We start from the raw sequence: 21,320 nt of genomic DNA on the forward strand, positions 1-21,320 counted from the left end.
CGAACGATAAGGCGCATGGATAGTGCGTCATGCGGCCCCACCTGCCTTTGCCCTCGACAATCGGTGCGCGCGGCCTGGGCGGCCCGGCGGTTCCCTATGCGAGGGTAGCCCCCAACGCCCGTACCAGCGCCGCCAGCTCGGGCGCCTCGCCCTGCAGGCGCACGCGCAGGCCGTCGAGTTCGCGGCGCATCGGGTAGTGCTTGCGCAGACGGTCGAAGCCGGCGCGGCGTGCCTCGGCGTCGCCGATAAGGCTGCGGCGGAAATCCGCATCGTCGCGGCGCGGGTCGTACACCGCGCGGCACAGGGCAGCCAGCGCCCAGGCCGGGTCGGCAGTGCCGTCCAGCGTCACCTCGCTCAGCCAGGGCTCCGGCAGCAAGTCGGCCAGGCGCACCTGTTCGGGCAGGCCGAGGGCGCGGCAGCAGGCCTGGTAGATCTGCGCCGTGCCGCGCAGCTTGCCGTCCAGGCTGTAGCCGGCGATATGCGGGGTGGCCAGCTGACACAGCGCGGCCAGTTCGACGTCGGCCTGCGGCTCGCCTTCCCAGACGTCGAGCACCGCCTTGAGATCCGGCCGCTGCGGCAGCAGCTGACGCAGCGCGGCGTTGTCCACCACCGCGCCGCGGCTGGCGTTGATCAGCCAGGCGCCGGGCTTGAGCGCCGCCAGACGCGCGCCATCGAACAGATGGCGGGTGCCGGCGTCCAGCGGCGTATGCAGGCTGATCACCTCGCACTCGGCGACGATCCGCTCGAGGTCGACGAAATCGCCGCCTTCGGCCGCCTGCCGCGGCGGGTCGCACACCCACACCTGCCAGCCCAGGCCGCGCAGCAGCTCGACCAGGCGCCCGCCGACCTGCCCTGCCCCGACCACGCCATAGACCCGCGTGGCCGGGTCGACGCCTTCGCGCTCGGCCAGGGTCAGCACGCTGCCCAGCACGTAGTCCACCACGCCGCGGGCGTTGCAGCCCGGCGCGCTGCTCCAGGCGATGCCGGCCTCGGCGAAGTAGTCGAGATCCAGATGATCGGTGCCGATGGTGCAGGTGCCGACGAAACGCACGCGGCTGCCTTCCAGCAGCGCGCGGTCGACGCGGGTCACCGAGCGCACCAGCAAGAGATCGGTGTCGCGTACGTCGGCCGCGGTGATGGCGCGTCCGGGCAAGCGGCGGATGCTGCCGAACCCGGCGAAGAACTCGTCGAGCAGGGGGATGTTTTCGTCGGCGACTATATGCATGGCGGGCTCCAGGGATCAGGCCGCCATTCTATGTCAGAGCGGCGCCAGCGTCGCCCCGCAGGCCCCTGCGCAGAGCGCCACGGCGCGCTTTCCTGACCGACACGTCAGAGCGTAGACTACGCGGTTTTCTGCCCTCCCGAAGAATCGAAATGTCTACCGACACTCGCCTTGGTCGCGTGCGCACGGAACTGCGCAGCCTGCTCGTCCTGGCCACGCCGATCATCATCGCCCAGTTGGCGCACACCGCCATGGGGTTCGTCGACACCTTGATGGCCGGGCGGGTCAGCCCGCGGGATTTGGCCGCCGTGGCGCTGGGCAACTCCATCTGGGTGCCGGTGTTCCTGCTGATGACCGGCATCCTGCTGGCCACCACGCCCAAGGTGGCGCAGCGCTTCGGCGCCGGCGAGGAAGCGGCGATCGGCCCGCTGGTGCGCCAGGCGCTGTGGCTGGCGCTCGCAGTCGGCGGCGGCGCGGCGGCGCTGCTGTGGAACGCCGAATTCATCCTGCGCCTGATGGGCATCGAACCGGCGCTGATCACCTCGGCCATGGGCTATCTGCGCGCGGTGGCCTGCGGCTTCCCGGCGGTGGCGCTGTATCACGTGCTGCGCTGCTTCAGCGACGGCCTCGGCCATACCCGGCCGAGCATGGTGCTGGGCATTCTCGGCCTGCTGCTGAACATTCCCGCCAACTACGTGTTCATCTACGGCAAGCTCGGCCTGCCGGCCATGGGCGGCGTCGGCTGCGGCTGGGCCACCGCTCTGGTGATGGGTTTCATGCTGATCGGCATGCTGGTCTGGGTGAAATGGGCGCCCTACTACCGCCCCAGCGCCCTGTTCGCCCGTTTCGAACGACCGCAATGGGCGGTGATCCGGCGTCTGCTGGCCATCGGCGTACCGATCGGCGTGGCGGTGTTCGCCGAATCGAGCATCTTCGCGGTGATCGCACTGCTGATCGGCGGCCTAGGCGCTACCGTGGTGGCCGGCCACCAGATCGCGCTGAACTTCAGCTCCATGGTGTTCATGATCCCCTACTCGCTGGGCATGGCCGCCACCGTGCGGGTCGGCCAGGCGCTTGGCCGCGGCCAGCCACGCGAGGCGCGCTTCGCCGCCGGGGTGAGCATGGCCGCGGCGCTGGCCTATGCCTGCCTGTCGGCCAGCCTGATGCTCCTGCTGCGCGAGCAGATCGCGCAGATCTATACCCCGGATGCGGCGGTGATCGCGGTGGCGGCGACGCTGATCGTCTATTCGGCGCTGTTCCAGTTCTCCGACGCCATCCAGGTCACCGCCGCCGGCGCCCTGCGCGGCTACCAGGACACGCGCATCACCATGCTGCTGACGCTGTTCGCCTACTGGGGCATCGGCCTGCCGGTGGGTTATGCGCTGGGGCTCTCCGACTGGCTGGGCGAACCCAGCGGTCCCAGCGGGCTGTGGCAGGGCCTGGTGGTCGGCCTGACCTGCGCCGCGCTGATGCTGGCGGTGCGCCTGGCACGCAGCGCGCGCAAACGGATTCGTGCGACGGCCTGAGTCGAACCCGGCGCGCCGAGGCCATACACTGGCGGCATGAAGCGACTCGCCCTGCTCCTCTGCCCACTCCTGCTCGCCGCCTGCGGCCCGGCCGATAACGGCCTGGCGCTGCAGGCCGACTACCTCCAGCGCCTGGATCGGGCGCTGGAGAGCGACGGTTTCGTCGCCTTCGACAGCCGCAGCGCCAGCCAGTACCGCCTGCCGCCGCGACGCGAACGTCTGCTGGCGCTGCCCGAACTGCGTATCGGCCTGCTCGATTTGGTGATCGACGCGCGGCGCTGCCCGCGCCTGCAGCAGCTGATCAGCCAGCGCAACAGCAGCCTGGGCAAGCAGCTGGTACCCAGCCAGCGCCTGGGCTACGAGGGCGACCTGCTGCGCGCCATCGACGCCTGCCTGCCGCACCTGCAGGACGACGCCGGCCTGAAGGCCACCCTGCAGCGCCTGGCCGCCGACAAGCGCGAGCAGTTGCCGGCGGTGTTCTGGAATGCCCTCAACGGCAGCCGCGAGGTCGAACGCTACCTGCGTTTCGCCGATCAGGCGCTGCCCGTCGCCTTTGCCGAGGACGGCGCCGCGCTGGATGCCCTGGAGCAACTGGCGGCCATCGGCGCCGGCCTGCCGCAGCGCCTGCCGCCGCCTGCCGAACGGCTGGAGCCGCTGTTCTTCGCGCTCTACGCCAGCGACCAGGGCGGCCAGCTGATCACCAGCCTGGCCAGCCTGCGCCACAGCCTCGACGCCGCCAGCGAGCTGCTCGAGCAACGCCAGCAACGCCGGCCGCTGTGCCCGCTGGGCCAGGCGACACTGCGCGGGCGCATCCTGCAGAACATCTTCGTCAAGTTCTACGCCGGCGGCCTGCAGCCCTACCTGGCCGCCGTCGACCAGCGCGGCCAGCAATGGCAGGCGGCGCTGCGACAGTTGCAGGGCATCGAAGGCATACCGCCGGCGACACGCACCTATCTAGCGCGCCTGGCCGGCGAACAGGACTCACTGTGGATGGATTTCCGCGCCGCCACCGCGCGTCACGTCAAGGCCTGGCAGGCGCTGCTGAACAGCTGCGGACTGGCGCCGGGGCAAGCGGGCTGGAGCGGCGCCCCGGGCGACGCCTAGCGACAGGCTGCGGACCTCCGGCCTATTCCGCCTTCTTGCGGATCCAGTACAGGTAGGTGCCGTCCTCCTCGGCCTGGCCGAGCAGCTCGTGGCCGAGGAACACGCAGAACTTGGGAATGTCGCGGCGGGTCGAGGGGTCGGTGGCCACCACCTTGAGCAGGCCGCCGGGCTGCAGGTCGCGCACCTTGTTGTGCAGCATCATCACCGGCTCGGGGCAGTTCAAGCCGCTGGCATCGAGCAGATCGTCGTGGGACAGGGTCAGGGCATCGGACATAAGGGGGCTCCACTGGCAGGCGGGCATTGTCGCGCAAAGCTGACCTCCAGGTCACCTTGCCCGCACAACCTTGGATGGGCGGCGCCCGCCCGGCATCTACGGCACAGTGCCTGCGCTCCGGCGGGTTAGGGACAGCCTGCACGCCAGTTCCGGGCGGAGCCCGGGGCGCAGCGGGAGCCCGGGCCGGGCGTTTGCCCGGGCTCGGTTGAATGCCAGCCCGACGCCGCGGCGCCGGGCTAATCTGTGAGGAAGCAGCCGAGGCCCCGCCCATGCCCGATCGCCAACCGCCGCAACTCTGGTGCCTGGTCCGCCTGGACGACAACGGCAACGAGTTCGTCGTCCGCGACGGCCTCGACCGCGCCGCCGCCGAGGCGCTGGCGCGCACCTTCGAGGCACGCGGGCACAAGCAGAGCTACTGGATCAGGGCGCAAGGGCCAGGGGCCGAAAAGCGCCCAGACGCCGAGTGATGGATGCCGCGGCGTCGCCCGGGTCGTGCGCACCTGCCGGCTGCCCCTGGTGCGCCCGGCGCAGCCTGCGAGGCCCCGCCGGATATCGCCGCTACTTGCCCAGCCGGCGCAGATGGCAGGTGACTTCCTCGCGGTCGTGATAGAGCTGCTTGCAGGCCAGCGCCACTTTCACCCCGCGCGCGGCGAAGCCCGCCTCGATGCGCTCGAGCAGGCGGCGCACCTCGGCATAGCGCTGCTTCATCGGCAGCTTGAGGTTGACCACCGCCTCGCGGCACAGCCCCTCGCCCAGCCAGGTCTCGATCAGCGCAGCGGTGCGCGCCGGCCTCTCGACTATGTCGCAGACCATCCAGTGCACCGGATGGCGCGGGCGGAACAGGAAACCATCGGCACGCTGGTGCACGACGAAACCCGAATACATCAGGCTCTCGGCCATCGGCCCGTTGTCCACGGCGGTGACGCGGATTTCCCGGTTGACCAGCTGCCAGGTCCAGCCGCCGGGCGCCGCGCCCAGATCCACCGCGGTCATGCCCGGCGCCAGGCGCTGATCCCACTGCTGGCGCGGGATGAAGTGGTGCCAGGCCTCCTCCAGCTTGAGCGTCGAGCGGCTCGGCGCCTCGCGGGGGAACTTCAGCCGCGGAATGCCCATCGGCCACATCGCCTGGTTGTCCGCCTCGGCGATGCCGGCGAACACCTCGCGGCCACTCTTGAAGGTCAGCAGCAGACGCGGCTTGCTGGCGTCGTCCACCAGCTTGCCGGCCCCCCGCAGGGCCTTGCGCAGCGGCGCCTCGAACTTCTTGCAGAAGGTCGACAGCTCCTTGCCCTCGTTGGTGTCCACCACTTCCAGCCACAGGCTGCCGCACTGCGGGTAGTCGGCCAGGGCCTCGAGCAGCACGCCGATGCGCTCGCTCTCCGGCAGGCTGACGAAGGCGCCGCGCGCCCACTGGCGCGGGAAGATCAGGCTGTTGAACCGCACGCCGCGCATCAGCCGCGCGCTATCGCCGGCCTCGCTGCAGATGAACTCGGCGCAAGCGCCGCCGGGCTTGGCCTTGGAGTAGCCGGCCACGTCCAGACGCGCGGCCAGCTCGGCGATCTCGGCGCAGACCTCGCCTTCGAAACCGGGGCGGCAATGGAAAAACAGGGTATTCATCGAGACGTCTCCTTGGGTCGCGCATGATACCCGAGGCGGGAACCGCGGACGCCACCTTCCTGTCCAGTGCTAGGCAGATTGCCAGCAGCGAATCCCGAATGAACGCTGGCCAGACCGCTCATAGGCAACTAGCTTGAACGCTCTGCAGTCATCAGAAACGGCCCGACCGTACGGGCCTCAAGGAGAAGTGCAATGCCCTCCCTCGACAGCCTGAACTGCCGCCGCGAACTGAAGATCGGCGACGCCACCTACCACTACTTCAGCCTGCCCGAGGCGGCCCAGCGCCTCGGCAACATCGACCGTCTGCCCAAGTCGCTCAAGGTGCTGCTGGAAAACCTGCTGCGCTGCGAAGACGGCCACACCGTCAGCGCTGCCGACCTGCAGGCCATGGCCGACTGGCTGGACAAGCGCGGCTCCGAGCGGGAGATCCAGTTCCGCCCGGCGCGGGTCTTGATGCAGGACTTCACCGGGGTGCCGGCGGTGGTCGACCTCGCCGCCATGCGCGACGCCATGGCCAAGGCCGGCGGCGACCCGCAGCGGATCAACCCGCTGTCACCGGTGGACCTGGTCATCGACCACTCGGTGATGGTCGACCGCTACGCCTCCTCCAGCGCCTTCCACAACAACGTCGAGCTGGAAATGCAGCGCAACGGCGAGCGCTACGCCTTCCTGCGCTGGGGCCAGCACGCCTTCGCCAACTTCAGCGTGGTGCCGCCGGGCACCGGCATCTGCCACCAGGTCAACCTGGAATACCTGGCGCGCACCGTGTGGACCAAGGAGGAGGACGGCGCCACCCTCGCCTACCCCGATACCCTGGTCGGCACCGACTCGCACACCACCATGATCAACGGCCTCGGCGTGCTCGGCTGGGGCGTCGGCGGCATCGAGGCGGAAGCGGCCATGCTCGGCCAGCCGGTGTCGATGCTGATTCCCGAGGTGATCGGCTTCAAGCTCAGCGGCAGGCTCAAGGAAGGCATCACCGCCACCGACCTGGTGCTCACCGTCACCCAGATGCTGCGCAGCAAGGGCGTGGTGGGCAAGTTCGTCGAATTCTACGGCGACGGCCTGGCCGACCTACCGCTGGCCGACCGCGCCACCATCGCCAATATGGCCCCGGAATACGGCGCCACCTGCGGCTTCTTCCCGGTCGACGCCATCACCCTCGGCTACCTGCGCCTGTCCGGCCGCCCGGAAGCCACAGTGCAACTGGTGGAGGCCTACTGCAAGGCCCAGGGCCTGTGGCGCGAGCCCGGCGCCGAGCCGCTGTTCAGCGATAGCCTGAGCCTCGATCTGGGCAGCGTCGAAGCCAGCCTGGCCGGGCCGAAGCGCCCGCAGGACCGCGTCGCCCTCGGTCAGGTCGCCCAGGCCTTCAACGATTTCCTCGGCCTGCAGCTCAAACCCACGGCCAAGGAAGACGGTCGCCTGCTCAACGAAGGGGGTGGCGGCACGGCCGTCGGCGGCGGCCAGCAAAGTGGCGGGGTGGACTATCAGGACGAGGGCCAGACCTATCGCCTGAAGCACGGCGCGGTGGTGATCGCCGCCATCACCTCCTGCACCAACACCTCCAACCCCAGCGTGATGATGGCCGCCGGCCTGCTGGCCAAGAAGGCCGTGGACAAAGGCCTGCAGCGCCAGCCCTGGGTCAAGAGCTCGCTGGCGCCCGGCTCCAAGGTGGTCACCGAGTACTTCAACGCCGCCGGCCTGACGCCCTACCTGGAGAAGCTCGGTTTCGACCTGGTGGGCTATGGCTGCACCACCTGTATCGGCAACTCCGGGCCGCTGCGCGAGCCCATCGAACAGGCCATCACCCAGGCCGACCTGAGCGTCGCCTCGGTGCTGTCCGGCAACCGCAACTTCGAGGGCCGCGTGCACCCGCTGGTGAAGACCAACTGGCTGGCCTCGCCGCCGCTGGTGGTGGCCTACGCCCTTGCCGGCAGCGTGCGCCTCGACCTCAGCCAGGAGCCGCTGGGCACCGGCAAGGACGGCGCGCCGGTGTACCTCAGGGACATCTGGCCGAGCCAGGCGGAGATCGCCGAGGCCATCGCCAAGGTCGATACCGCCATGTTCCGCAAGGAATACGCCGAGGTGTTCGCCGGCGACGCACAGTGGCAGGCCATCGAGGTGCCGCAGGCCGACACCTACGTCTGGCAGGCGGACTCCACCTATATCCAGCACCCGCCGTTCTTCGAGGACATCGCCGGCGATCCGCCGCATATCGGCGATATCCATGAGGCGCGCATCCTCGCCCTGCTCGGCGACTCGGTGACCACCGACCACATCTCGCCGGCCGGCAACATCAAGGCCGACAGCCCGGCCGGGCGCTACCTGCGCGAACAGGGCGTGGCGCCCGCGGACTTCAACTCCTACGGCTCGCGCCGCGGCAACCACGAGGTGATGATGCGCGGCACCTTCGCCAATATCCGCATCAGGAACGAAATGCTCGGTGGCGAGGAAGGTGGCAACACCCTGCATATTCCCAGTGGCGACAAGCTGTCGATCTATGACGCGGCCATGCGCTACCAGGAAGCGGGCACGCCGCTGGTGGTGATCGCCGGCAAGGAATACGGCACCGGCTCGAGCCGCGACTGGGCGGCCAAGGGTACCAACCTGCTGGGGGTCAAGGCGGTGATCGCCGAGAGCTTCGAGCGCATCCACCGCTCCAACCTGGTGGGCATGGGCGTGCTGCCGCTGCAGTTCAAGCCCGGCTGCGACCGCAAGAGCCTGGGCCTGACCGGCCGCGAGAAGCTCGGCATCCACGGCCTCGACGGCGTCGAACTGCACCCGCATATGCCGCTGTCGCTGGCCATCGTCCGCGAAAACGGCCAGCGCGAGGAGGTCGAACTGCTGTGCCGCATCGACACCCTCAACGAGGTGGAATACTTCAAGGCCGGCGGCATCCTGCATTACGTGCTGCGGCAGATGATCGCTAACTGAAACGAGCGGGCCAGGGACGGCCCGGGTCGCGACGAAAGGGTGACGCCAGGCAGAATCCGTTTACACTGCGCGCCACGGATTTCTCCCTCAACTTCGCCGCTTTGCGGCCGATGCAGAGGGCATAACAACGACGGATACCTGCCATGCGTAATAACCAACCGGTCACTCAGCGCGAGCGCACCTTCCCTGCGCAGCAGCGCCTGATATCCACCACCGACCTCAAGGGCCAGATCACCTACTGCAACGACGCCTTCGTCGAAATCAGCGGTTTCTCCCGCGAGGAACTGCTGCGCGCGCCGCACAACATCGTGCGCCATCCGGACGTGCCGGCGGCGGTGTTCGAGCACATGTGGAGCACCCTGAAACAGGGCCGGCCGTGGATGGGCATCGTCAAGAACCGTTGCAAGAGCGGCGACCACTACTGGGTCAACGCCTACGTCACGCCGATGACCGAGAACAACCAGGTGGTCGGCTACGAATCGGTGCGGGTCAAACCCAGCGCCGAGCAGGTGCGCCGCGCCGAAGCCCTCTATGCGCGGGTCAATGCCGGCAAGACCGCCATTCCCAAACGCGATGCCTGGCTGCCGGTGATGCAGGCCTGGCTGCCGTTCATCCTGGTCAGCCAGATCGGCTTCCTGATCGGCCACTGGTTCGGCAGCGGCTGGGGCTTCGCCCTCGCCGCCGCACTCTCCATCCCCCTGGGCCTGGCCGGCATCGCCTGGCAGACCCGCGGCATCAAGCGCCTGCTGCGCCTGGCCGAACAGACCACCTCCGACCCGCTGATCGCGCAGATGTACACCGACAGCCGCGGCGCCGAAGCGCGCCTGGAAATGGCCATGCTCAGCCAGGAAGCGCGCCTGAAGACCTGCCTGACGCGCCTGCAGGACACCGCCGAACAGCTCACCCAGCAAGCCCGCGAGGCCGACAAGCTGGCGCACAACAGCTCCGCCGGCCTGGAGCGCCAGCGCCAGGAAACCGAACAGGTCGCCACCGCGGTCAACGAAATGGCCGCCACCACCCTGGAAGTGGCCAGCAACGTGGCGCGCACCGCGATCGCCACCCAGGAGGCCAACCGCCTCACCGGCGAAGGCCGCGGCATCGCCGCGGAAACCCGCGAAGCCATCCAGCGCCTGTCGCAATCGGTGGGCGATACCGGCGAAACCGTCACCCGCCTGGCCCAGGACAGCAACGAGATCGGCGGCGTGGTCGACGTGATCAAGGGCATCGCCGACCAGACCAACCTGCTCGCCCTCAACGCCGCCATCGAGGCCGCCCGCGCCGGCGAAATGGGCCGCGGCTTCGCCGTGGTGGCCGACGAGGTTCGTTCCCTGGCCCAGCGCACCGCCGAATCCACCGGCCAGATCCACGCCTTGATCGCCAAGCTGCAGCGCACCGCCGAAGAAGCGGTGATGACCATGGAAATCGGCCGCAAGCAGGCCGACGAAGGCGTCGAGCGCGTGCTCCAGGCCGACCAGGCGCTGGCCGGCATCAGCGACGCGGTGGCCAATATCGCCGACATGGCCAACCAAATCGCCGCCGCCGCCGAGGAACAGAGCGCCGTGGCCGACGAGATCAACCAGAACATCACCACCATCGCCCAACTGGCCGACCAGACCGCGGGCGAAGCGCAAAGTACCGCCAAACTCAGCGAAGCCCTGACCGGCACCGCCCAGGGCCAGTACGCCCTGGTCGAACGCTTCAACCGCTGAAACGCAAAAGGCGCAGCGGGCCAACCGCTGCGCCTTCCTGCCCGCCACTTCCCGCAGGAGCGAGCTTGCTCGCGATCCGCCTCGCCTTCCGGCTTCCCGCTCCCCGCAACCCCATAATCGCCACTTGCCAGTATCCCGCCTGCCTGGTGTATAACCGGCTAATCGCCCTGCCCTTTTTCCGCAGGTGACGACTTGGATAGGGGGAGTTTGGAACAGCGGAATATTATCCGGCAGTCCTATTTGGCAGGTTATGCACCAACTGGTGTCTATTTATAGTTAGGCGCTAAAAATGATCGAATCCTGTTACTGGCGCGCAGAGCTTAGAAACGATCTCGTCTGGCTACGCAAGAAGCGCAGGTATCAACGGTGGTCTGAAAAGCAGCAAGTTCTCTTTGAACGAAAACTAATGATTGTTGCCTTTCAAGTTCGTTCGCTGCTGGAGCGGCCAAAAGTAAATGATCAGGCTCGCGAAACTTGCCTGCCGGTATTACGTTACAAAAATATCGGAAATCGACCATTCACCGCCACAGGTGTGGGCTGGCCCGAAGATCGATTCGACATGGAGCACCCGGAGCCTCACACCCTCACCGCACTGGATGTGTGCAACCAGCTAATTCATTACTACTGGATGCAAACAATTACTGAAGGCACAGCCTTTGTATCGATGCTCGTTTTCTCGGACCACCAGCGGCATAAATGGGCATACCAAATTAGAATCGACGCTCTTTTGAAATTATTTGGCGTATTCAGTGAAGAGTCATCCGCAATAACTAGCACTACATTTAAGTGGAACGACAAAAAACAAGATTATGTACTTGTGAAAGCAAATAACTCAGCGCAATAGCCGCCTAACAATGTATATGGGCTCTCCCCACAGCCTTGTAGGGTGGGCTTTAGCCCACGCTGACCACCGATGGTGGGCTAAAGCCCACCCTACGAACTGGTGCACCTGTTCAACCACCAGACGCACCACCGCGGCCAGGCCAGCACGCTGCTGTCGCAGGCAGGCGTGGATATCGGGGTGACCGATCTGCTGGCGTTGATTGCAGATGAGCCGGAATAAGGGTCTTGTCTGCGCCCAACTGTCGTTCGCCCACGAGGAGCAGCGGGATCGGAGCATCGCCCAGCGGCCCACCGATCCGCTCTGCAGAGAGGGTTCGAACTCAGAGCCCGGCCAGCTTCAGCCAGTGGGCGTAGAAGCCCTCGGCCACCTGGTTCAGCGCCCTCACCTTTTCGCCCAGGTTGTCGCGCATCGCGGCGATGCTCTGCTGGCTGGGCTGGCTGGCGTCGAGCAGGTGGGCCCAGTCGTCGAGCCAGAGCTCGATCAGCTCTTCGGTCATCTCCGGGTGGCCCTGCAGGGCCAGCACCTTGTCGCCCCAGGCGAAGGCCTGGTTGTCGCACCAGCGGCTGCCCAGCAGCGGTTGCGCCCCCGCTGGCAGGGCGAAGGTGTCGCCGTGCCACTGGAAGATGCTGAAGTGCTCGGGCAGGTGCGCCAGCCAGGGGCTGTCCGCCGCCTCGCTGCGGCGCTGCATGGCCTGCCAGCCCGCTTCGGTGTAAGGCATGCGGCTGATGCCGGCGCCCAGGGCCTTGGCCAGCAGTTGGCCGCCCAGGCAGTGGCCGACGATGGGAATGTCGCGGGCGATAAAGCGCTGCAGCGCCGCGACTTCCTCGGCGATCCAGGGCAGCGGGTCGTTGACGCTCATCGGCCCGCCCATCACCGCGACCGCCCTGGGTCGCTCCAGGTCGTAGCCGCGCAGTTCGCCGAGGTCGGCGCGCAGCACCTCGAAGGCGCAGCCGCGCGCTTGCAGCACCCGCGCCAGGTGAGCGGGCGGGCAATAGTCGATATGGGTGAGGATCAGGATGTCGGCCATGCCGCGCAGTCTGCGCGATGGCCTCGGGCAAGTCGAGGCGCGCTGACGGTTGGCGCCATCGACCGGCCGCGCGGGCCGGCCGATGGACTGTCGAGACAATGCCCTAACGGGCAGCGGAAGCCTTCACCTCCTGGGTAACGCCCCAGCCGTCCAGCTTGCCGCCCAGGGGCAGGACGATGGACTCCAGGTCATGTTCGAATGCGCCGATACCGGCATGGGTGGCGTACATCACTTTGCTGATCTGCAGGTGCCAGGCGCCGTCCTCGCGGGCGGAAACCTGGGCGTTGAGCGACTCGCCGCGAAAATTCCTGGCTGCCATGCGGGCCCGCTCCTCATCGGGAAAGATGGCGTAGAACTCGATCGGGTGAAACTGGGCGAAGTCGAACCCCCCTTCTTTCATCCGGCGCAGCACCGAGGTGCTGGCGTCTTCGTGGAAGGCTGTGCTCATAAACGACCTCCTCTCAGGCGATGGATGGATTGACCGCTTTCCCATTGCAACCGCCCAACTTCGGCGGTGTCGCGGCACCTTGGCGGCGCCGCCCCGAGAATCAAGCAGGCTGCTTGATGTGTCTGTTGACGCACATCGACGACTGCCCAGCAGGACACCAGGCTGAAAACCGTCCTTTGCAGGGTAGCCGCTGGCCGCCGGATTCGCCTGCAATGGAAAGGCCTTGTGACAAAGCCGGCGACCGGCGGCCATTGGCCAGCCCGCAATCAGCTCCGGCTGAGCCAGGCCATGATCGCTCTATTGATCCAGCCCGGGGTGATCTGCCCCAATGCGTAGAGCAGGCGGAACTGCAGGCCCACCGGGCGGTGCACCGCAGCGCCCTGAGCCTGCTGCCAGGCGGCTTCGGCGACCTGTCCGGCCTGTAGACGCACGCCGAGGCGGCGCATCACCGGCGGCGGTTCGCCCTGGCTGGCGACCATCGGCGTGTTGACGAACGGCGGCATCAGGTCGCCGACGCGGATGCCATGGGCGCGCCATTCCAGCTCCAGCGCCTCGGTCAGGCCGCGCACGGCGAACTTGCTGGCCGAGTAGCTGGCCAGCTGCGGCACGCCGTAGACCGCCGAGGCCGAGCCCATGTTGATCACCTGCGCGCCGGGCGTGGCCTTGAGATAAGGAAATGCGGCGTGGCTCAAATTGAGCACGCCGAGCAGGTTGATCTGCAACAGGCGCGCGTGCTGCTCCAGTTCGATGGTCTCGAAGGCGCCGGTGCGCAGGATGCCGGCGCCGTTGAACAGCAGACGCAGCTGGCCGTTGTGCAGGGCGCAGAAGTCGGCCAGGGCGACCTTGACCGCGCCGGCGTCGACCACGTCCAATTCGGCGTGCCAGACCCCACCCAGTTCCGCCGCCAGCGCGGCCAGGGCCTTGGCGTCGACGTCGAGCAGGCCGACCCGCCAGCCACGGGCGTGGAACAACCGCGCGGTAGCCGCGCCGATGCCCGAGGCAGCGCCGCTGATGAGGATGTTGTCCATCACAGCCCCCGTTCGCGCAGGAAGGCCACCACCCGGGCGATGGCGTAATCCGCCGCGCGCAGCATGCCGACATGGGCCTGGAACACGTGCCACAGCCCCGGATAACGCTCCAGGCGCACGCTGGCGCCGGCGGCCTGGGCGCGCTCGGCCAGGCGCAGGCTGTCGTTCAGCAGCAATTCGTCCTCGCCGACCTGGATCAGGGTCGGCGGCAGGCGGCTCAGATCGGCGAACAACGGCGACATACCCGGATCGTTGCGCGGCAGATCGGCCGGGCAATATAGCGCGGCAGCCTGCTCGATCCAGCTGGGATGGATCAGCGGGTCGCCGGCCGGCGGCTGGTGCATGCGTTCGCCGGTGAAATCGGTGGCCGGCGAGAAGCACACCAGCGCCGCCGGTGCCGGCAGGCCCAGTTCATCGATGCGCAGGCTGCCGACCAGGCTCAGGTTGCCGCCGGCCGAATCGCCGCCGATGGCGATCTGCTCGGGCCGGTAGCCGGCGTCCAGCAGCGCGCGGTAAGCCGCCACCACGTCGTCGCGCGCCGCCGGATAGGGATGCTCCGGCGCCAGGCGGTAGTCCAGCGCGCAGACGTCCAGGCCGCCGCGCTTGGCCAGGCTGGCGCAGATGCCGCGGTGGGTAGCCGGCCCGCCGATCATGAAGGCGCCGCCGTGCAGGTAGAGCAGCACGTTGCCGCTGCTGGCCGGCGGCCGGTGCCATTCGCAGGGCCGCCCGCCGAGGGTCGCGGCACTGCGCGTGACTCCGCGCGGGGTCAGGGTGGTGGCGGTGAGCAGGCGCAACACCAGGCGCTGCCCGGCTATCGGCATCGGCGGGCGCACCAGGCCGCGAAACAGCAGGCCCAGGAAGCCGCGCAGCACGCGGCGCAGCAGCATCTGCTCGGCGGCGGGGGCGGTGAAATCAGCGGACGCAGTCATCGTCGGCAAGCTCCGGGGTGCGGGTCAGGTGGCGGTAGGTGAAGGTGTAGCCCGGCCAGTTGTTGGTGTGCTTGCCGGAGGCGTTCTGATACCAGCTGCTGCAGCCCTGCGCCCATATCGTTCGGCGGGTGAGGTGCTGCAGGCGCTGGTTGTAGCGCCGCTGCACCTCGGGCCGCAGGTCCAGGTAGCGTAGCCCCTGTTCGCGCAGCGCCTGCAGGCAGCCGAGCACGTAGGGGTACTGGCTCTCCAGCATATAGAGGATGGAGTTGTGGCCCAGGTTGGTATTGGGCCCGTAGAGCAGGAACAGGTTGGGAAAGCCGCTGACGCTGATGCCCTTGTAGGCCTCGGCGCCATCCTTCCAGGCCTGGTTCAGCTCCAGGCCGTTCAGGCCGCGAATGCGCATCGGCGCGAGAAAATCGCTGGCGGTGAAGCCGGTGCCGTAGATCAGCACGTCGCAGGGATGCTCGCGGCCGTCGGCGCTGACCAGCGCGTGCTCGCGCACCGCGCGGATCGGCGAGTCGACGATCTCGACATTGGCCTGGGCCAGCGCCGGGTAATAGTCGTTGCTGATCAGGATGCGCTTGCAGCCCATGGGGTAGTCCGGCTGCAGCTGCGCGCGCTTGCCGGCATCGGGCATCTGCCGCGCCAGGTGACGGGTGAAACGGCCGCGCATCGAGCGCATCAGCCAGGGCAGGCTGACGAAGGCCAGCGCGCGCACCTCGTGGTGCAGGTACTTGAGCAGGCGGTCGACCCGCTGCAGCAGCGGCACGCGGCGCATCAGGGCGATTTCCCAGGCGCGGTAGGCGCGATCCGGCTTGGCCAGCACGTAGGCTGCCGAGCGCTGGAACAGGCTCAGCTGCGCCACTTTCGGCTGGATCTGCGGGACGAACTGGATCGCCGAGGCGCCGGTGCCGATCACCGCCACGCGTTTGCCGGTGAGGTCCAGGTCATGCCGCCAGCGCGCCGAATGGAAGGCCTCGCCGCGAAAGCGCTCCAGCCCCGGCAACTGCGGATAGGCCGGGCGGTTGAGCTGGCCACAGGCGCTGACCAGCGCCTGGGTCTCCAGGCATTCGCCGCCGACCAGCTCGACCCGCCACAGCCCGCGCGCGGCGTCGAACTCGGCGCCCTGCACCTCGGCGTTGAGGCGGATCTGCGGGCGCAGCCGGTACTTGTCCACGCACTGCAGGATATAGGCGTGGATTTCCGCCTGCGGCGGGTACTTGCGCGACCAGTCGTGCTTGGCCTCGAAGGAAAACGAATAGAGGTGCGAAGGCACGTCGCAGGCGGCGCCGGGATAGTCGTTGTCGCGCCAGGTGCCGCCGACTTCGCCGGCCTTTTCCAGCAGCAGGAAGTCGTCCTGGCCGGCCTTGCGCAGCTGCATGGCCAGGCCCAGGCCGGCGAAGCCGCTGCCGATGATCAGCACGCGCCAGGGCGCGCCCGTGCGGGGGTTGTTATGCATTGTGGTCTCCCCGACCAATGAGTGGCGATAAGCGGATGCTACTTGCGCCGGCCACCGCCGGTTATGGCATAGTCGGTCAATCGATTGTGATTTTCGGACAGCCTGATGTCGCCACCCTGGCCCGCACGCCGCAGCATCACCAGCATGCAGTTGCTCACCCAGCTGGGGCTCGACCTCGGCCTGGACCTGGACACCTGCCTGCGCGATACCGGCCTGAGCGCGGTGCAGCTCGCCGCCCCGCACGGCGAGATCGACGCCGGCCGCGAGCTGCAGCTGATCGCCAACCTGGTGCAGGCCCTGCCCGCGGTCGCCGACCTCGGCCTGCAGGCCGGTCGGCGCTACCACCTGACCAGCTACGGCGCCTGGGGCTACGCCATGCTCAGCAGCGCCACCGCGCGCCAGGCGGCCGAACTGGGCCTGCGCTACCACGGCCTGACCTACGCCTTCACCCGCATCAGCCTGGACGAGGACGGCGTCACCGCCAGCCTGCGCTTCGACGACGGCGCGCTGGACGAGGAGCTGCGGCCCTTTATCGTCCAGCGCGATATGGTCGGCGCCCAGCTGATCGTGCGCGAACTGCTCGGCGCCCCGCTGCCGCTGACCTGCCTGGAGCTGCGCCAGCAGGCGCCGGCCGAGGTCGCGCCCTTCGTCGAGGTCTTCGGCCTGGCGCCGCATTTTGCTGCCGCGGCCAATCGCATCGGCCTGGCCGCCGGGCTGCTGGATGTTGCGCTGCCGCGGGCCAATTCGCAGCTGGTCAGCGCCTGCGAGCAGCAATGCCAGGCGATCCTCGCTCGCCACCAGTGGCACCAGGGCCTGGCCGGCCGCGTGCGCCAGTTGTTGCTGCAGGCGCCAGGGCAGATGAGCGACATGGAACGGGTCGCCGCCCGCCTGCACCTAAGCAGCCGTACCCTGCGCCGCCGCCTGATCGACGAAGGCAGCAGCTTTCGCGCCCTGCAGGACGAGGTGCGCCAGGCCCTGGCCGAGGATCTGCTGGCCGCCGGCGGCCTGAGCCTGGAGGAAATCGCCGAACGCCTGGGCTATGGCGAGCTGTCCAACTTCATCCACGCCTTCAAGCGCTGGAAAGGCACCACGCCGGGGCGTTACCAGCGCGGCGAGATCACTCCGTAGGGGGCGCCTTGCACACCACCCATCCGCTTGCCCGCGGTGTGCACAACCTAGCGGCCCCGCGACACCCTGCACAGGGCAGGTCGTCGCAGTTTGAAAGTCATCTTCACGCTGACAGCGCCGCCCGACGCGGCTAAGGTGCAAGCCATGCACAATATCAGCCTGCTCCTGCCCTACCTGCCGCCCTGGCACTGGCCGCAGTTCCACGCCCACTTCGCCCTGCGCGCGGTGCCGGGGCTGGAATGCCTGACGCCGGACAGCTACAGCCGCAGCTTCAGCCTGGCCGGCGCCAGCGGCTGGCTGCGGGTGACACCGCTGCCCGGGCAGAACGCCCTCGAACTGCGCTGCTGCAGCGCCGCGCCCATTGCCCTGGAGGCCTTGCAGCAGCGCGTGCGGCGGATGTTCGATCTCGACGCCGAGCCGCAGGCGATTGCCGCGCACCTCAGCGGCGACGCCCTGCTCGCGCCGCTGCTGCAGCGCAACCCCGGCCTGCGCCTGCCGGTGGCCTTCGACCCGTTCGAGCAGGCGGTGCGCGCCATCGTCGGCCAGCAGGTCACGGTCAAGGCGGCGGTGACCCTGGTCGGCCGCCTGGTGCAGCGCCTCGGCACGCCGTTGAACCTGCCCGGCTGCCCCGGCGTCGCCACGCTGTTTCCCAGCCCGCAGGCCATCGCCACGGCCGATCTGACCGCGATCGGCATGCCCGGCAAACGGGTGCAGAGCCTGCAGCAGTTCGCCGCGCGCATCGCCGACGGCAGCTTGCAACTGAATCTCGACGACGGCAGCGCGGCGCTGATCGAACGTCTGTGCGCCCTGCCCGGCATCGGCCCCTGGACCGCCGAGTACATCGCCCTGCGCGCCTTCGGCGAGGCCGACGCCTTCCCCGCCAGCGACCTGGGCCTGCTCAAGGCGCCGCTGTGGGGCGCCGGCGGCATCGATGCGCGCCGCCTCAAGGCCCGCGCCGAAGCCTGGCGGCCCTGGCGTGCCTACGCCGCCGCGCACCTGTGGCACAACTATTCGGGAGGCTGAACGCCATGCACTACCGCCACCACGACAGCCCCCTCGGCCCGCTGTTGCTCGCCGGCGACGAAAACGGCCTGCAGCTGCTGCTGATGGAGCTCGACAGCCGCCCCTGGCGCATCGGCGAAGACTGGCGACAAGCCGGCGGCGAGCTGGATGATGTGTGCCGGCAGCTGGACGAGTATTTCGCCGGCCATCGCCGCCAGTTCGAGCTGCGCCTGGCGCCGCGCGGCACGCCCTTTCAGCAGGTGGTATGGCAGGCCCTGCAGCGCATTCCCTACGGTCGCACCTGCAGCTACAGCGACCTGGCCGCCGCCATCGCGCGGCCGCAGGCGGTGCGCGCGGTGGGCACCGCCAACGGCGCCAACCCGCTGTCCATCGTCATCCCCTGCCACCGGGTGATCGGCCGCGACGGCAGCCTTACCGGCTACGCCGGCGGCCTGCCGCGCAAGCAACTGCTGCTGGAACTGGAAGGCGCGCTGCCGTCGCAGCAGACGCAACTGGCGCTTTGACCGCCGTGCGCACCGACGCTCAGGGCGGCGCGATACGCGCCAGCACTTGCGGCGCCGCGCGCAGCGGCAAGGCCAGGATCAGCCCCTCGCCGGACGCGGGAAACACCCGGGTCAGCGCGGTGATATTGACCTGATGCGACACCAGCACCAGCGGCTCGCCCGGCGGCAGCAGGTTGACCGCGCGAATCAGCTCGGCGGTCTGCGCCTCGGCGGCATCGCGTTGCTCGAAGAAAGAGTCCAGCGCCGGTAGCGGCTGCACCGGGCCCAGGCCCATGCCCCTGGCGGTATCCAGCGCGCGGCACCAGCGGCTGCTGAGCAGCCGCGGCCGCTCGATGCCCTGGCGGCGCAGCAGTTCGCCCCAGCGCCGCGACTCCTCGCGGCCCTGCTGGTTGAGGTTGCGTTGGGTGCTGCAGTTGCCCAGCTGGACATGCGCCGGATCGCCGACACCCGGCGCCGTGGCATGGCGCAGGATCAGCAGCGCCCGCCCCTCGCGCAGCGCCTGCCAGGCGTCGGACGGCTGCGCTGCCGAGGTCCACAGCGGCGCCAGCAGCAGCACCAGCAGCCAGATGCGCATCACAGCCTGACGTTGCCGCGCGGCCCGGCCAGCGCCCAGATGATCAGCCCCAGCACGGGCAGGAAGATGATCAGCAGCACCCAGAGAATCTTGATCCCGGTTTCGGCGCTGCTTTTCACCACGTTGACGATGGCCCAGATATCCAGGACCAGAATGATCAGGCCGATCAGCCCATTGAGGGTGGAACCCATGACGACACTCCTGTGTGAAGGGTTGCCCTCAGAGGATAGCCACTCAGTCGCCCAGACGCGGAAAACGGCTGGCGATCTGGTCGCCAGTCAGGCTTGGCGCTTCCGCCGTGGCGCTCAGGCGCACCAGCAGCAAGTGCGGCTCCTCGCCCAGGTCGAACCAGTGGCGGGTGTCCGCCGGCAGCTCCAGCAGATCGCCGCGCTCGCCCTGCAGCACATAGACGTACTCGCCCAGGTGCAGGCTGAGCTGGGCGAAACCGCCGACGAACAGCCAGGCGCTGGCCGCCGGCTGCGTCTGCTCGTCGAGGTAGCGCGCGCGCAGCTCGAGCTTGCGCGGGTGGTTGCGCTCCAGGCTGAGCAGCTCGTGCTGGCGGTAGCCGCCCTCGCCGCGCAGATCCTGCAGCCAGGCGCCGCAGGCGGCGTCGAACTCCTGCTCGCTGCAGCCGGGGCGCAGCGTCGCCGGCGGCGGGCACTGGCGATAGCGCACGCCGACCTCGGCCAGGGTGCTGGCGATGTCCTCGGCGTGGGTCAGCACCTTGTTCGGCAGCTGCGGGGAGGTTTGCAGGTGAACGCTCAGGCTGGTCATGGGGATTCTCGCTCGGACTCCGGGGGCAGACGAGTGGCAATGATAACGGCTGCGGCCAGCGCCGCCAGGCTGGCCAGGGCGAAGGTCCAGGCCGGGCCGATGCTGTTCCAGCTGTAGCCGGCATACAGCGCGCCGAGGGCGCCGCCGATGCCGGCCAGGGTGGCGTACAGCGCCTGGCCCTGGCCCTGCTGACCGCCTTCGAAGCTGCGCTGGATGAAGTGGATGCTGGCGGCGTGGAAGGCGCCGAAGGTGGCGGCGTGCATGCACTGCGCCAGCAGCAGGATCGCCAGCTGGTCAGCCAGGTTGCCCAGCAGCAGCCAGCGCACGGCGGTGATCAGGAAGCTGGCCAGCAGCACCGCGCGCAGCGAATAGTGCTGCAGCAGCCGCGCCATGACCAGGAACAGCAGAATCTCTGCCACCACGCCCAGGGCCCAGAGCATGCCGATGGTGCCGCGGCCGTAGCCGAGCGCCTCCAGGTGCAGGGTCAAAAAGGTGTAGTAGGGCCCGTTGCTCAGTTGCATCAGGCCAACGCTGGCGTAGAAGGCGAGGATGCCGGGGCGGCGCAGCTGGCGCAGAAAACCGCCCTGCTCGGCGCTGCCGGGTCGCGATAGCGGCTGCGCGTTGGGCACCCAGAAACTGCCGGCGACTATGCCGGCCATGATCAGCACCAGCGCCCAGGGGTAGGCGTCCAGGCTCAGCCACTCGAACAGGCGGCCCAGGCCGACCACCGCGACGATGAAACCGATGCTGCCCCACAGGCGGATCTGGCTGTAGCGCGCGGCCTGCTCGCGCAGGTGGGCCAGGGTGATGACCTCGAACTGCGGCAGCACCGCGTGCCAGAAGAAGGCGTGCGCGGCCATGATCAGCGCCAGCCAGGCATAGCTGTGGCTGACGAAGATGCCGGCGAAGCAGACCAGGGTGCACAGCGCGCCGAGGCGCACGATCAGCAGGCGCTGGCCGCTGTGATCGCCTAGCCAGCCCCACAGATTCGGCGCCAGGCAGCGCATCAGCATGGGGATGGCCACCAGCTCGCCGATGCGCGCCGGCGAGAAGCCCAGGTGGTCGAAGTACAGGGCGAGGAACGGCGCCGTGGCGCCGAGCAGGGCGAAGTAGAAGAAGTAGAAGCCGGACAGGCGCCAGTAAGGCAACGCGGCGATCATGGCCTGGTCTTAGCCCGGGTCGAGCGCAGCGACAGCCGGG

21 protein-coding genes and 1 pseudogene are annotated in these 21,320 nt (G+C 68.6%); 10 read left to right on the forward strand and 12 right to left on the reverse strand.

From position 1 onward, the window contains the following. Window positions 1–94: 94 nt before the first annotated feature. Window positions 95–1,225 carry a 4-phosphoerythronate dehydrogenase PdxB gene (gene pdxB, locus ACW9UL_RS13960; protein ID WP_457787370.1) on the reverse strand — a complete coding sequence of 377 codons (1,131 nt, stop codon included), beginning with the start codon at window positions 1,223–1,225 and terminating at the stop codon, window positions 95–97. A 149-nt stretch (window positions 1,226–1,374) separates the two neighbouring features. Here pdxB and ACW9UL_RS13965 point away from each other — a divergent pair, with 149 nt between their 5' ends. Next, window positions 1,375–2,748: an MATE family efflux transporter gene (locus tag ACW9UL_RS13965; RefSeq protein WP_457787371.1), complete on the forward strand. Its 1,374-nt coding sequence runs from the start codon at window positions 1,375–1,377 to the stop codon at window positions 2,746–2,748. Window positions 2,749–2,784: 36 nt separating this feature from the next. Continuing rightward, complete coding sequence (locus ACW9UL_RS13970; protein WP_457787372.1) at window positions 2,785–3,852, forward strand: DUF3080 domain-containing protein; 1,068 nt, start codon at window positions 2,785–2,787, stop codon at window positions 3,850–3,852. Between the two features lie 22 nt (window positions 3,853–3,874). On the opposite strand, the gene tusA is transcribed toward ACW9UL_RS13970, so the two are convergent. Beyond that, the gene (gene tusA, locus ACW9UL_RS13975) at window positions 3,875–4,114 is read right to left on the reverse strand and encodes a sulfurtransferase TusA (protein WP_031302689.1); all 240 of its coding nucleotides are present in this window, start codon (window positions 4,112–4,114) and stop codon (window positions 3,875–3,877) included. Between the two features lie 281 nt (window positions 4,115–4,395). Between tusA and ACW9UL_RS13980 the strand changes: the two genes are divergently transcribed. After that, complete coding sequence (locus ACW9UL_RS13980) at window positions 4,396–4,593, forward strand: hypothetical protein (RefSeq protein WP_457787373.1); 198 nt, start codon at window positions 4,396–4,398, stop codon at window positions 4,591–4,593. Between the two features lie 91 nt (window positions 4,594–4,684). Here the strand turns inward: ACW9UL_RS13980 and rlmM are convergent, their stop codons facing one another. Then, window positions 4,685–5,740: a 23S rRNA (cytidine(2498)-2'-O)-methyltransferase RlmM gene (gene rlmM / locus ACW9UL_RS13985; protein WP_457787374.1), complete on the reverse strand. Its 1,056-nt coding sequence runs from the start codon at window positions 5,738–5,740 to the stop codon at window positions 4,685–4,687. A 192-nt stretch (window positions 5,741–5,932) separates the two neighbouring features. Between rlmM and acnA the strand changes: the two genes are divergently transcribed. The 4 genes and pseudogenes from acnA to ACW9UL_RS14005 all read left to right on the forward strand — a co-directional run. After that, a complete protein-coding gene (gene acnA, locus ACW9UL_RS13990; protein WP_457787375.1) occupies window positions 5,933–8,674 on the forward strand; it encodes an aconitate hydratase AcnA in 2,742 nt (913 codons plus the stop codon). 143 nt (window positions 8,675–8,817) lie between these two features. After that, window positions 8,818–10,383, forward strand: coding sequence for a methyl-accepting chemotaxis protein Aer (aer, locus tag ACW9UL_RS13995; protein WP_021442269.1), 1,566 nt, complete (start codon window positions 8,818–8,820; stop codon window positions 10,381–10,383). A 289-nt stretch (window positions 10,384–10,672) separates the two neighbouring features. Further along, entirely contained in the window at window positions 10,673–11,227 is a 555-nt protein-coding gene (locus ACW9UL_RS14000; protein ID WP_457787376.1) for a hypothetical protein, read from the forward strand. 96 nt (window positions 11,228–11,323) lie between these two features. Next, window positions 11,324–11,446, forward strand: a pseudogene (locus ACW9UL_RS14005) (DinB family protein); the annotation flags it as partial. Window positions 11,447–11,546: 100 nt separating this feature from the next. On the opposite strand, the gene ACW9UL_RS14010 reads toward ACW9UL_RS14005, so the two are convergent. From ACW9UL_RS14010 to ACW9UL_RS14030, 5 genes are all read right to left on the reverse strand, one after another. Then, complete coding sequence (locus ACW9UL_RS14010) at window positions 11,547–12,254, reverse strand: type 1 glutamine amidotransferase (protein ID WP_021442272.1); 708 nt, start codon at window positions 12,252–12,254, stop codon at window positions 11,547–11,549. Between the two features lie 103 nt (window positions 12,255–12,357). After that, a complete protein-coding gene (locus ACW9UL_RS14015; protein WP_021442273.1) occupies window positions 12,358–12,702 on the reverse strand; it encodes a ribonuclease E inhibitor RraB in 345 nt (114 codons plus the stop codon). Window positions 12,703–12,968: 266 nt separating this feature from the next. Beyond that, entirely contained in the window at window positions 12,969–13,730 is a 762-nt protein-coding gene (locus ACW9UL_RS14020) for an SDR family oxidoreductase (RefSeq protein ID WP_457787377.1), read from the reverse strand. Then, window positions 13,730–14,659 (reverse strand): alpha/beta hydrolase, encoded by a 930-nt coding sequence (locus tag ACW9UL_RS14025; RefSeq protein ID WP_457787378.1) that lies wholly within the window; start codon window positions 14,657–14,659, stop codon window positions 13,730–13,732. Before ACW9UL_RS14025 ends, ACW9UL_RS14020 begins: the two co-directional genes overlap by 1 nt. Further along, on the reverse strand, window positions 14,643–16,118 hold the full coding sequence (locus ACW9UL_RS14030) for a flavin-containing monooxygenase (RefSeq protein ID WP_457787379.1): 1,476 nt from the start codon (window positions 16,116–16,118) through the stop codon (window positions 14,643–14,645). The genes ACW9UL_RS14025 and ACW9UL_RS14030 overlap by 17 nt, the downstream gene beginning before the upstream one ends. 102 nt (window positions 16,119–16,220) lie before the next feature. Between ACW9UL_RS14030 and ACW9UL_RS14035 the strand changes: the two genes are divergently transcribed. The 3 genes from ACW9UL_RS14035 (at window position 16,221) to ACW9UL_RS14045 (ending at window position 18,772) form a co-directional block, all read left to right on the forward strand. Then, window positions 16,221–17,246 carry an AraC family transcriptional regulator gene (locus ACW9UL_RS14035; protein ID WP_457790961.1) on the forward strand — a complete coding sequence of 342 codons (1,026 nt, stop codon included), beginning with the start codon at window positions 16,221–16,223 and terminating at the stop codon, window positions 17,244–17,246. A 144-nt stretch (window positions 17,247–17,390) separates the two neighbouring features. Beyond that, on the forward strand, window positions 17,391–18,269 hold the full coding sequence (locus ACW9UL_RS14040) for a DNA-3-methyladenine glycosylase family protein (RefSeq protein ID WP_457787380.1): 879 nt from the start codon (window positions 17,391–17,393) through the stop codon (window positions 18,267–18,269). Window positions 18,270–18,274: 5 nt separating this feature from the next. Further along, window positions 18,275–18,772, forward strand: a complete 498-nt coding sequence (locus tag ACW9UL_RS14045; protein WP_457787381.1) for a methylated-DNA--[protein]-cysteine S-methyltransferase — start codon at window positions 18,275–18,277, stop codon at window positions 18,770–18,772. Window positions 18,773–18,791: 19 nt separating this feature from the next. On the opposite strand, the gene ACW9UL_RS14050 is transcribed toward ACW9UL_RS14045, so the two are convergent. From ACW9UL_RS14050 to ACW9UL_RS14065, 4 genes are read right to left on the reverse strand one after another with little or no spacing between them, the layout of a single operon-like run. Further along, the gene (locus ACW9UL_RS14050; protein WP_457787382.1) at window positions 18,792–19,346 is read right to left on the reverse strand and encodes a histidine phosphatase family protein; all 555 of its coding nucleotides are present in this window, start codon (window positions 19,344–19,346) and stop codon (window positions 18,792–18,794) included. Then, window positions 19,346–19,537: a PLDc N-terminal domain-containing protein gene (locus ACW9UL_RS14055; RefSeq protein WP_457787383.1), complete on the reverse strand. Its 192-nt coding sequence runs from the start codon at window positions 19,535–19,537 to the stop codon at window positions 19,346–19,348. Before ACW9UL_RS14055 ends, ACW9UL_RS14050 begins: the two co-directional genes overlap by 1 nt. 43 nt (window positions 19,538–19,580) lie before the next feature. Further along, window positions 19,581–20,120, reverse strand: coding sequence for an acireductone dioxygenase (locus ACW9UL_RS14060; protein WP_457787384.1), 540 nt, complete (start codon window positions 20,118–20,120; stop codon window positions 19,581–19,583). After that, window positions 20,117–21,280 carry an MFS transporter gene (locus ACW9UL_RS14065; RefSeq protein WP_457787385.1) on the reverse strand — a complete coding sequence of 388 codons (1,164 nt, stop codon included), beginning with the start codon at window positions 21,278–21,280 and terminating at the stop codon, window positions 20,117–20,119. Before ACW9UL_RS14065 ends, ACW9UL_RS14060 begins: the two co-directional genes overlap by 4 nt. Window positions 21,281–21,320: the final 40 nt, after the last annotated feature.

This window comes from Pseudomonas sp. PL-6 (assembly GCF_054110165.1).